This is a genomic window from Paenarthrobacter sp. 10N417 (genome assembly GCF_056394745.1).
Genome location: NZ_JBFTIL010000001.1, coordinates 338,424 through 350,892, shown reverse-complemented (window position 1 = coordinate 350,892; position 12,469 = coordinate 338,424). Strand labels below are relative to the sequence as shown.

General features: G+C 61.5%; 8 protein-coding genes. All 8 read left to right on the top strand.

Annotation, left to right across the window (positions count from 1 at the left end):
• The first annotated feature begins 11 nt into the window (after positions 1 to 11).
• The 8 genes from AC1DCM_RS01410 (at position 12) to iolD (ending at position 12,451) form a co-directional block, all read left to right on the top strand.
• Positions 12 to 1,814: a sigma-54-dependent Fis family transcriptional regulator gene (locus AC1DCM_RS01410; protein ID WP_477517013.1), complete on the top strand. Its 1,803-nt coding sequence runs from the start codon at positions 12 to 14 to the stop codon at positions 1,812 to 1,814.
• Positions 1,815 to 2,039: 225 nt separating this feature from the next.
• A complete protein-coding gene (locus AC1DCM_RS01405; RefSeq protein ID WP_477517012.1) occupies positions 2,040 to 2,987 on the top strand; it encodes a C-terminal binding protein in 948 nt (315 codons plus the stop codon).
• Positions 2,988 to 3,006: 19 nt separating this feature from the next.
• Positions 3,007 to 4,296: an aspartate aminotransferase family protein gene (locus tag AC1DCM_RS01400; protein ID WP_477517011.1), complete on the top strand. Its 1,290-nt coding sequence runs from the start codon at positions 3,007 to 3,009 to the stop codon at positions 4,294 to 4,296.
• Between the two features lie 2 nt (positions 4,297 to 4,298).
• Complete coding sequence (locus AC1DCM_RS01395; RefSeq protein ID WP_477517010.1) at positions 4,299 to 5,198, top strand: fumarylacetoacetate hydrolase family protein; 900 nt, start codon at positions 4,299 to 4,301, stop codon at positions 5,196 to 5,198.
• Between the two features lie 30 nt (positions 5,199 to 5,228).
• On the top strand, positions 5,229 to 7,319 hold the full coding sequence (locus tag AC1DCM_RS01390) for a hydantoinase/oxoprolinase family protein (protein WP_477517009.1): 2,091 nt from the start codon (positions 5,229 to 5,231) through the stop codon (positions 7,317 to 7,319).
• Positions 7,320 to 7,321: 2 nt separating this feature from the next.
• Entirely contained in the window at positions 7,322 to 9,082 is a 1,761-nt protein-coding gene (locus AC1DCM_RS01385) for a hydantoinase B/oxoprolinase family protein (protein WP_477517008.1), read from the top strand.
• A gap of 83 nt (positions 9,083 to 9,165) precedes the next feature.
• A complete protein-coding gene (locus AC1DCM_RS01380) occupies positions 9,166 to 10,299 on the top strand; it encodes a Gfo/Idh/MocA family protein (protein WP_429329723.1) in 1,134 nt (377 codons plus the stop codon).
• Between the two features lie 202 nt (positions 10,300 to 10,501).
• The gene (gene iolD / locus AC1DCM_RS01375) at positions 10,502 to 12,451 is read left to right on the top strand and encodes a 3D-(3,5/4)-trihydroxycyclohexane-1,2-dione acylhydrolase (decyclizing) (protein ID WP_477517007.1); all 1,950 of its coding nucleotides are present in this window, start codon (positions 10,502 to 10,504) and stop codon (positions 12,449 to 12,451) included.
• Positions 12,452 to 12,469 lie beyond the last annotated feature (18 nt).

Sequence of the window (12,469 nt, the reverse complement as noted above, 5' to 3'; positions counted from 1 at the left end):
AACCAACTGACATGTCCTCTGCCGAAGTACTTTCCCCTTGGGTGCCGCGCGAGCCGCTGCTGCAAATCAACCGGCTACGCGAACTCTTCCTCATGCAGCCCCATGCCGACCTCAGCGGAATCCGACCCATCGTGGCGCGCTCCTGGTACAGGAGCAGGGCTGCAGGCGTTGATGCTGTGGCAGACCGAGGCTTCTTTGACGAGGGTCGCGTGGATGAACACACCATCCAGGCAGCGGGCCCACACCTGCAGAAACTGGACGAGGTCGCCGCAGACCTTGGCGGGTACGTCAACCTGACAGCGCCCAATGGCGTCCTGGTCAAAGCGGACTACCTGCGGGATGACGGCTTCCCCGCCGGATACTCGCTCCTTGAGGAGAGCTGCGGAAGCAACGGTGAAGGTCTCGCCCTTGAAGAAGGACGGGGGGTGTGGCTCGCACCGGAGGAGCACTTCCGTGAGGACATGCGCGGAAACTGGTGTTTTGCTTCCCTCGTCCGCGACCCTTTCCACAATAGAGTTCGGGCCGTCATCGGACTGACTTTGCCCGGCAACCGGGTCACCTCTTTGGAGCCATCGTCCACTTTGCTGATGCTGGAAGGCGTTGCCTCCCGGATCGAGCGTGACATTGAGGTGCGGACCTCATCCAGGGAACGGGCTCTACTCAGCGAATACCTGAGGATCTCCCGACGCCGCGGCAACCGGGCAGTAGTTGCCCTTGACGGCAAGAACTCCCTCCTCAACGCCACAGCAACGGCCACGTTGGAGGACGGCGACGTCTCCGTCATCTCCGGGTATGCGAAAGCGGTCATGTCCTCCGGGCGCGAACTCAACTGCGAGGTCTCGCTTCAGGGACCCGGGATCTCCACCCTGGAAGTTTCGCCCGTGACCTTATCTGCAGCCAATATCGGGGCAGTCGTGGTGGTCCGCCCACACTCACCTACCAAGGAGCGTCCGACGCCAACCGATACCAATGAGGTAAAGCCGCAAGCTGCCCTGCCGGATGCCGCAGACAGACTCTTGAAGCATGTTGACGGGACGAGCATGGGGTTCAAGCGCACCTTGAGCCTTGCCCGCAAAGCTGTTGAGCAGGAGCGTTCCGTTGTCATCATTGGTGAGTTGGGTAGCGGCAAACGTCGGCTGGCCGGCGGAATTGCCGACACTCGTGGGCAGCACGTGGTGGTGGACGCCAGGGGAGGCTCGCTCCGGAATAACCAACTCCGGGACGTGATCCATCGAGTATCCACTGAGCTGCCATCAACGTTGATCGTTGAACATGCCGACGAACTTTCACTGAATGAGGCAGCAGAGCTCGCCCGGAATCTTCGGGGCAACGTCACTACCAAGCTTGCGTTCACCATCACTCACCCGACAGATGCCACCTTGATACTCTCGGAGGCGTTCAACGTCTTGGAAATTTCGGTAGAGCCGCTGCGCAACAGGCGGGAAGACATTCCGCAGCTTGCGGTAGCGATTGCAGAAGAGATGGGGGACCGAAGGTTGTCCCGCCGGCTTCTAACAACGCTGACGCATGCTGACTGGCCTCGAAACATTGACCAGCTACGCGCGGTAGTGTCCAACGCCGTTGAACGCGCCAGTGGAGCAGAAGTAACCGTAGACGACCTCCCGCAGGGGTTCCATCGGGTTCTGACCAAGGGGCGGCTGTCCCGTCTGGAGGACGCCGAACTCAGCGAGCTGCGAACTGCACTACAGGAGGCATCGGGTAACAGGAGCCTCGCGGCAGTGACGTTACAGATTGGCCGTTCCACCCTCTACCGCCGGATGGACTACTTCCGCAGTAGAGGCTTCGACCTCTAACCCCGAAACCGTGTAGGGAAGCAGCCGGCCGCCGCCAGTGGCCGGCTGCTTTTTGGTCCTGCCCACCCCACGGTAGCCGATGGGACAGTGTCCCACCCCGGTGTCTCGATTTGGCACGGATGAACCTGCACATATCGCGTTGTACTTGAAATCACCCGGACACCGGCACCCTTCCAACGGGTGCTCGGCAGATGAAAAGGGTACTCAACGAACAGGACGACGACTATGACCCGCGATGCCCAGGGAACCATTCTTGTGGCCCCCCATCACTTTCCGAACCTTGACCGCGAGCACGCACTCGCAAAGGAGTTCGGTTACACACTCAACCCGGCGGCCGACGTCGAAGCCTTCCGTCAAGGCCTTCCCGAAGCCGACATCGTCATGATCACCCCCTACGCGAAACTCACAGCCGCGGACTTCCCGGTGATGTCCAAATGCAAGGCTGTCATCAGGTATGGCATTGGCTACGACAACATCGATGTTGACGCAGCCACTGCAGCGGACATTCCCGTGTCCATTGTCCCGGGCACCGCTTCGGAGGAAGTGGCCTCGCACGCGTTCGCGATGGGGTTGGCATTGGCCCGCCGTCTGCCAGCAGGTGACACATCGATCCAGAACCTCGGTTGGGCCGGGACCATCGGCTACGACACCCCGGTTCTGTCCGAACTCGAGGTCGGGGTCCTGGGGATGGGCCGTATTGGTCAACACGTTGCCCGCATGTATCAAGCCGTCGGGGCACGGGTCCGGGCCTACGACCCGTTCGTGACAGAGAGCTTTGTGGAGCTGACCTCCCTGGACGACATCCTGGAAAATTCCGACGTCGTCTCGCTCCACCTGCCGCTGTCCGCGGATACCGCAAACCTGATCTCCAAGGACGTTCTGGCGCGCATGCGCAAGGGCGCAGTAGTGGTCAACGTATCCCGCGGCGGTCTCATTGAGGAATCAGCCCTTGCCGAGGCACTCACCACCGGCCACATTGCAGGTGCTGGCATCGACACCTTTGCCGAAGAGCCGCTTGGGGCTGAGCACCCGCTCCGCACAGCACCCAACACCATCCTGACGCCCCATATTGCCTGGCGTTCCAACCGCTCCACAGGTGCACTTCAGGAGGGCGCCGTTGAACGTGTCCGCTTGGCCCTGACCGGGCAGCCGCTCATCGACCTCGTGAACTGAAAAGACTGGAGAGAACCAAGTGGGAACAGAACACCAGAAAACCATCACACAAAGCCAGCCTTTGGAGGATCCACATCTGCGCAGGGGGCCTCGCGGATTCCCCCTGTTGCCTGGCGGTTACGGCCGCTCGACCTATTACACGGGAGCACCGAGCCCGTACGCCATCCGGGGCGAGGGCTACCGGGTCTGGGATGACCGTGGTCATGAACTGATCGACGCGAACAACAACTTCACCTCCTTGATTCACGGGAACGCGCACCCCGAAATCACGGAGGCAGCGACCAAAGCGCTCACCGCCGGCGCCAGCTGGGGAATCCCCAACCTCTACGAGTGGGAACTGGCAGACCTCCTGCTTTCCCGCCTGCCTGAGCTCGACCAAGTACGGTTCGCCAACTCCGGCACCGAGGCCGTGATGTCCGCAATCCGCATCGCCCGGGCGAGCACCGGACGCGAGAGAGTCATCGTCACCAAGGGCGGCTACCACGGAACATCCGACGTGGCATTGGTCCCGGGTGGCCCTGCCTACCAGCGTGGAGTAACCCGTGGCGTGATCAACGATGTCACCGCGGTGCCCCTTAACGACGTCGATGTCCTGCGCCAGGAAGTTGAAGCAGCACCGGACTCCTACGCAGCCATCATTCTGGACCTGTTGCCCAACAGAGCCGGCCTCCTCCGGATCTCCGAGGAGTTCGTGCACACCGCCAGGGACCTCGCGACTCGGTACGGGATCGTCCTGATCATCGACGAGGTCATCAGCCTGCGCCTGGGATTCAACGGCTTCAGCGGTGAATATGGTGTTTCCCCTGACTTGCTCACCACGGGCAAATTGATCGGCGGGGGCTTCCCTGTTGGCGCTGTTGCCGGCAGGGCTGAACTGATGGCCGAGGTGGATCCGACCCGTCCCGGTAGCTTGCCCCATGGCGGAACATTCTCCGGCAACCCGGTCAGCATGGCCGCGGGGTCGGTCGCCTTGCGCCTCTTCACGCAAGAGGAAGTAAAAAGGCTGAATCACCTGGGCGACACGACCCGGGACACAGTGAACGCGAAGATCGCCGACGCCGGCTGGGAAGTGCGCGGCCGCGGCTCGCTGCTGCGCGCGGTTCCGACTGGCGCGGAAAAAGTTGACGAGCAGACTCAACACGAGCTGTGGTGGGCATCTTATGAGCGCGGCTTGCTCGGTTCGCCAGCAAACCTGCTGTCCTTGTCGACACCCATGGACGAAAAGGTTGCGGGGGACATCGCTGACCGCCTTGCCGACGCCGTGCTGGCCGTGGCAAACCAGAACCCGGCAACGGAAGGCACGAAGTAACCATGAAGATCGTTTCCTACCACCACGAATCGGGCGTCCGCGGGGGAGTCCTCTTCGACGATGCCGTCTATGACCTGGAGCTGCTCCTTCAAGGCTCCACAGAAGCCATCCACGGAGCCACGACTTCCGTCCGTGAGTTCCTGTCACTCTACGGTGACCGGATCCCTGCCATTTCCTCCGGCATTACAGCACTTGCCTCCGAGGACCCGGTGGCCCGGGTCGGCGCATTGAACGAGGTCCGGTTGACCACACCCATCACCGATCCGGCCAAGGTTCTGTGCATTGGACTCAATTACAAAGACCACGTTGCCGAAACCGGGCGTGCTTTCCCCGAGTATCCGGACGTCTTCGCCAAATTCGCCTCCACCATGATTGGCCCCGAGGACGAAATCGGCGGCGCTCACGTCAGCAACAACCTCGATTTCGAAGGAGAAGTCGCCGTCATCATAGGACGGCGGGCGGCTGAGGTCTCCGAGGACGAAGCCCTGGATTATGTCGCAGCCCTTGCGCCTCTCAACGATGTCACGGCACGCGATCTCCAGTACCGCGGGACTCAGTGGCTGGCTGGTAAGGCCGTGGACGGTTCAACCCCGTGGGGTCCCGCCATTGTCACGCTGGATGAAGTGGGAGACCCGCAAAAGCTGGACATCGCGACACGGGTCAATGGCATCGAAGTGCAGCGCTCGAATACCGAGCATCAGATCTTCTCCATAGCCCGCATCGTCTCCTACCTTTCGAGTTTCCTCACTCTCGAACCGGGAGACGTGATCGCCACAGGCACACCACAAGGCATTGGTGCCAAGCGGAATCCTCCAGTCTGGCTTGAACCGGGCGACACGGTGGAAATCGAGATCGACAAGGTGGGCCTGCTTCGTAACCGCGTCGGCAAGCCCCAGCTTTAACCCCTCCAACTCTAAGAAAGTTAGATGACCATGAGTGAAGTACAGACACAACCAGGTGAAGCGAGGTACCGCATCGCCGTCGATACCGGTGGCACGTTTACGGACGTGGTGGTCGGCTCGAACACAGGCGACATGGCGGTCGGCAAGGCCCTAACCACCTATGACCGCGTTTTCACTGGCTTTGAAGCCTCAGTCCGCAGGGCTGCCGAGTCGGTTGGCTGGAGCGGTGATGACGTCCTGCGCAATGCAGACGTGATTGTTTACGGCACAACGCACGCTACCAACGCAGTTCTCACCGGCAAGGTGGCCAAGACTGCTCTCTTGACCACTGACGGATTCGCCGACACCCTCCTGCTTCGCGAAGGCGGACGCCGGGATGCTTTTGACTCCAAAGCTGCCTACCCTCCGCCGTACATCCCGCGTCACTTGACCTTCGAAATCACGGAGCGGATTTCCGCCGAGGGTGATGTCCTGGTGCCGCTGGATGAAGCGAAGGTGCGCGAAGTGCTCGGCTCCTTCAAAGAACAGGGAATCGAGGCAGTGGCCGTTTCTTTCCTGTGGTCGATCATCAACGACTCCCACGAGAAGCGCGTTGCGGAACTCATCCAAGAGATCCTTCCCGATGTGCCGTACACCTTGTCCAATGAGGCCAACCCAACAATTCGCGAATACCGCCGTTCCTCGGCAGCGTCGATTGATGCCTCCCTGAAGCCGCTGATGGCGGACCACCTTGGAAAATTGCGTTCCGACCTCCAGGAGTATGGGTTTGGCGGTGACCTCTTGGTAGTGACCTCCGAAGGCGCCGTGCTCGACGTCGTGGATGTCCTGGACCGCCCGGTATTGTTGCTGAACTCCGGCCCTTCCATGGCACCGCTGGTTGGTGCGGCCGCTGCTCCCGAGCGCGACACTGTGGTGGTCTGCGATATGGGTGGCACCACGTTCGACGTGTCCTTGGTTGAACAGGGCGTCGTTCGCCACACCAGGGAAGCCTGGCTGGGAGAGCCCTTTGTGGGCCACCTGACAGGTTTGTCCTCGGTGGCTGTTTCCAGCATTGGCGCCGGCGGTGGCAGCATCGCATGGATCGACGGCGGCGGTCTGCTTCGTGTGGGTCCGCAGAGTGCCCGTAGTACTCCCGGACCGGCCGCGTATGGTCGCGGTGGCGAGGAACCCACCGTCACGGACGCTTGCGTCGCTTTGGGTTACCTTGACGCTGACGGATTTGAAGGCGGATTCACGTTGAACCGTGAGGCTGCCATCCGCGCCATCGATACCCGCATCGCTGGCCCCTTGAACATGGACACCTTGCAGGCGGCACAGGCCATTTTGGATGTATCCGCCAACCACATGGCAACAGCAATCCGCCAAGCTTCCTTGGAACAGGGTGTTGACCCTCGAGGTGCCCTGATTGTGGCGGGCGGCGGTGCAGGTGCCATGGTGGCGGCCGCCATCGGCGTGCTCCTGGAAGCTGATACCGTCCTGATTCCCGCGACCGCGGGCGTGCTCGCGGCCTACGGCGCGCATCGCGCTCCGATTGCTACGGAATTCCTCTCGCCCTTGCACAACGACACCCGTAGCTTCGACGCTGGCTCCGCTTCGCGGGCCGTTGAGGAGCTAACGGGCAAGGCCGAGGTATTCGCCAAGAGGTTCGATGGTGTGGGCGCCGCTCCCAGCGTCACCTATTTTGTTGACGCCCGCTACCCGGGCCAGGCCTGGGACTTGCGTGTGTACTTGGACGCTGCGCCCGATACCGCCAGTGATGCAGCGGGCATCGTTGAGCGTGCCTTCCACGAAGAGCACGATCGCCGCAACGGCACGCACGATCCGGACAGCCGCGTGGAGATCATCACGTGGGGCGTCAGGGTCGAAATCCCGCGGCCTGAGCTGACAAAAGATCAAGCCGAAGTGGGCCGCGGGACTGAAGTCCACCGCACGGACTCCATTGTGTTCGGGGGCGAAAGTTTCAGCACCCAGCGATACCGCGGAGTCACCCTTGCCCCCCGGGACAAGATCGTTGGCCCTGCTGTCATCGACCAGCCCACAACCACCATCGTGGTGCCACCGGAGTGGAACGCCACGCTCGACGAACGATCCAATATCTACCTCACCCGTAAGGAGGCGTAACCATGACACGCGAATTCGATCCCGTAAAGCTCTCGGTCCTCGCTAATGCATTCGACGGCATTGTCCGCGAGATGACCAACGGCCTGCTGCGTTCCGCCCGTTCCTCTGTCATCAACACTGCCCGCGACTTTTCGTGTGCTGTTCTGACCGCTGATAACCAGCTGCTGGCAGCAGCAGAGGGCGTACCGGTGCACGTCTTCGGCGCCGGACCGCTCGGCGAGGACATGGTGCAGCTGCACGACGACATCCGTGAAGGTGACGCATTCCTGCACAACGATCCCTACATGGGCAACTCGCATGCTGCCGACCATGTGATCCTCGTTCCGATCTTCGTCCATGGACGTCACCTCTTCACGGCAGTCACCAAGGCCCACCAGGCCGACTGCGGCAACTCGCTGCCAACCACCTTCTTCGCCACAGCACGGGATGTGTATGAAGAAGGTGCACTGATCTTCCCGTGTGTCCGTGTTCAGCGTGACCATAAGGACATCGACGACATCATCCGTATGTGCCGGTCCCGCATCCGTGTGCCTGACCAGTGGTACGGGGACTACCTGGCATCGGTCGGTGCGTCGCGCATCGCCGAACGCCGCATTCACGAACTCGCCGAGAAGTTTGGTGTCGAAGACCTGGTGGACTTCGTGGATGCCTGGTTCGACTACTCGGAACGCCTCACCGCGACTGCGATCGAAACGCTGCCCGAGTACGTCCTCCATGGCTCCTCGGTCCACGATCCCTTCCCCGGAACCAGCGCGGACGGCGTGCACCTGCAGGCAACCGTTGAAGTGAAGCCCAAACAGGGCAAGATCGTCATTGACCTGCGTGACAACCCGGACAATCTCCCCAATGGCCTGAACCTCACAAAGGCCACGGCTACAGGTGCTGCCTTGGCCGGCATCCTCTCCGGCATCCCGGAGAACCTTCCGAGCAACGCAGGCACCTTCCGTCGAGTGGAAGTTCTGCTCCGGGACGGCTGCGCCGTCGGAGTTCCCAAACACCCGTACTCCTGCTCATCGGGCACCACCAACCTCGCCGACCGGGTTGTCAACATCGTTCAAGCCGCGTTCTCCCAAATAGAGGACGGCTACGGCACGGCCGAGGGAGCGGCGGGACAGGCACCGGCAAAATCTGTCATCTCCGGTATAGACGAACGTAACGGCAACGCCTATGTCAACCAGATCCTTGTTGGCGGCGTCGGTGGACCAGCTACACCCTACGTTGACGGCTGGCCTACGTATCAGCGACCCGTCTGCGGCGCACTGCTTTACCACGACAGCGTCGAGGTAGATGAGCAGCGCTACCCCATCTTGGTTCACGAACGCACCCTGGTTGCTGATACCGGGGGAGCAGGAAGGCAACGAGGTGGCCTCGCGACCCGTGTGACCATGGAACCCCGCGGTGAAAGCGTCACGCTGACGTACGGAATCGAGGGCAAGATCAACCCGCCGAAGGGGGTCCGCGGCGGCCACGATGGTACCAAGCCGTCAACCTGGGTTGAGGATCTCACTACCGGTGAACGTCGCGAGATCCCCGTGGTGGGTCGCTACGATCTCAAGTCCGGCGAAAAGGTCGTATCCATCACCCCTGGAGGCGGTGGATACGGTGACCCGCTGGAACGCGACGTCCTCGCAGTCCTGGACGACTACCGCGAATCACGGATTTCCCTGGAAGCGGCCGCTGCACAATACGGAGTCGTTATTACCGACGGCGGCATTGACGAAGCAGCAACGGCCAAGACGCGCGAATCGCGCCTGGCCAGCTAGAAGTACCAGCCATAGCAACTGATTCCGGGGCGGGGTATAGTCCTCGCCCCGGAAGGTTTCACCAACTACTGACGGAGAATCACATGGAACCCATTCGAGTCGGCATTATCGGCGTCGGAAACGTTCTCAACCAATACCTGGACAAGATCGGTGTCCACCCGGACGTGAACGTCGTGGCACTCGCCGACGTGAACCCGGACGCTGTAAAAGCCCGGGCAGCGGAGTATTCGGTTGCCAAGGCGCTCTCACCGGATGAGCTTCTGGCCGATGACGAGGTTGAGCTGGTCCTGAACCTCACTCCACCCAAGCTCCACGCACCTGTGACACTCCAAGCGATCGCTGCCGGCAAGCACGTCCTCTCGGAAAAGCCGTTCGCTACTTCCCTCGAGGAAGCACAGCAGATTCTGGATGCCGCCCGGGAGGCAGGCGTCAAAGTGGGATCCGCCCCCACCACCTTCCTTGGCTCCGGCATGCAGACGAGCCGCAAGCTCATCGATGACGGTTGGATCGGAGAGCCTGTAGCCGCTTTCGCATCCTTCGCATGCCGCGGCTACGAGCACTGGCACCCCAACGTTGACCCCTTCTACAGCCCCGGCGCCGGCCCCATGCTGGACATTGGGCCGTACTTGATCACCAACCTGGTGAACTTCTTCGGTCCCGTGAAACGCGTTTCTGCCACAACACCGCGTTCATCTGAGACCCGGCCGCGTCCGGGCAAAGACGGCGAAGTCATCCACATCAAGACCCCGACACACGTCACCGGCACTCTCGACTTCGAGTCCGGTGCGACCGCCACCGTCATGGTGAGTTGGGACATTTGGAATCACAATCTGCCGCATTTGGAGGTCTACGGAACAGGGGGCTCCTTGGCTGCACCGAACCCGGACCACTTTTCCGGCGCTCCCGTGCTGCGACGCGGTGAACCCGGTGACCTGGCCCTGGACATGACTCCTCCGGGTGGAGGCGACTGGCGCGAAACGCCCATCACACATCGGGACGACGCCTACCGGGGCATCGGCTTGGCTGAATTCGGCTATGCCATCCGCAAGGGCTTGGAACCTCGCACAGGAGGGGACTTCGCTTACCACGTACTCGAAGTCCTGCTCGCCTTCGAGGCCTCCTCGGAGCAGAGCCGCCACATCGAGATCGAAAGCACCTGCCAGCGGCCACGTCCACTGCCTTCTGTGGGGCCGCAGGAGCCTTACCGCTTCGACTAAAAAGTCACCAAGAAAACAGCAGCCGACGGCGGTACACGCGTACCGCCGTCGGCTGCTGTTTCCTGCCTTCTACTGATTTACCGCGGAGGAAACCCCGCCGCGTATCAAAGTGGGACACACCACGGCCCCCCGACGGTGAAAACCTGAAGTTCGGGCGAATCGGTTTGCAAATGCCGACGCACCTTCGAATTTAGGAGATCGCATGACTAGCACAGCCGCTGCTGACATCGGCACCGTGGTCGACAACAAGGCCGTCCGCCGCCGCACTGTCGCACAAGCAATCGTTGAATACCTTCAGGTCCAATACAGCGAATTGGACGGTGAGCGTCGTCGCCTCGTTCCCGGCATGTACGGCATTTTTGGCCACGGAAATTCCGTTGGATTGGCGCAGGGAATCGACGAGTATGGCGTAGATTTCCCCCATTACCAGGGCAAGAATGAGCAGTCCATGGTCCATGCAGCCATTGGCTTCGCAAAGGCTTCCAACCGCGCAGCCACCCTTGCGTGCACGGCTTCCGCAGGGCCGGGGTCTACCAACATGGTTTCCGGGGCCGCGACGGCAACCACCAACCGCCTCCCCGTGCTTCTGTTCCCTGCCGACATCATCAACAACCGTTTTGGTGATCCGGTGCTGCAGCAGATTGAGCATCCGGTAGAGAGGGACGTCTCCGCCAACGACTGCTTCCGTCCGGTCAGCCGCTATTTCGACCGCATCACTCATCCGGCCCAACTGCTGTCCACCCTTCCTGAGGCCATGCGTGTCCTTACCGATCCCGTGGAAACCGGCGCCGTCGTGGTCTGTCTGCCGCAAGATATTCAGGGCGCGGAGTTCGACTTCCCGGAGTCCTTCTTCACACCGCGGGTGTGGCACATTCGTCGTCGTCCGGCTGTGGAGGACGAATACCGCGATGCTGCCGACATCATCGCGAACGCCGAGCGTCCCCTGCTGATTTCAGGAGGTGGTGTCCGGTACTCGAAGGCCCAGGACGAACTGGCACGCTTCAGCGCCGACTTCGGAATCCCGGTCACGGAAACCTATTCAGGCAAGGGCAGCGGCCCCATCAGTGAGCTCAATCTGGGTGCGCTGGGTGTGACCGGAACGGTGGGAGCCAACGAAATCGCCGATGGCGCTGATGTTGTCATTACTGTTGGTTCACGCCTCCAGGACTTCATCACCGCTTCACACTCGTTGTTCCAGAACCCCAACGTGAAGTTCGTCAACCTCAACGTTGGCTCGTTCGACGCGCACAAGATGGGTTCATTCCCGGTCATCGGCGATGCGAAACTTTCGCTTGCGGCGCTGCGGGAACGACTGGCAGCCATTGCCTTCGGTACCTCCGCTGATTACCGCAGCGAGATCGCGGACGCTCGGAAGGCCACCCTTGAGGTGCGCAAGCACGATCTTCAGGCATTCCCCGGTGAAAACATGAGCCAAGCCCAGGTCATCGACGTTCTGAACCGCACCGCAACCAACCAGGACGCACTGATCCTGGGCTCCGGTGGTGTGGTTGAGGGCATCCACAAGGCCTGGGATACTTCCAACGGCGCCGAAATCCACTTCGAGTACGCCAACTCGTGCATGGGCCATGAGATTCCGGCCGGCCTCGGCTACCGGATCGCACGTGGGGACGCGCCGGGAGAGGTCTACGTCTTGATCGGTGACGGCACCTACTTCATGCAGCCAACGGAGCTGGTCACAGCCGTACAGGAACGCAAAAAGATCATCACCATTGTGATCGACAACCGCGGACACCAGTGCATCTGGCCGCTACAGGTCTCCAAGGGTGGCCCCGGGCGCGAGTTCGGGACACAGTATCGGGAACGCAGCACTGAGTCCGGTCGCCTTGACGGGGCAGTTCTGGACTTCGACATTGCCGCCAATGCCGCCAGCATGGGATGTGCAGCTTGGTCCACCTCCACCGTTGAGGAGTTCCAGAATGCGCTCAAGGAGGCCAAGGAAGGGGACGGCCCCGCAGTGATCGTCGCTCGGGTGGAGCCTTGGCGCTACCTGTCCGGCAGCGGAGCCTTCTGGGACGTGGGAGTGCCTATGACCTCGCAGCGTCCGGGCAGCCAGGAGGGTACTGCAAAGCACTTGGAGGGCCGCGCCCGCCAGCGCTTCTACGCAGCCACCACTGCACCTGACCGGCGCTAAGCGCAACAGGCGGGGCCG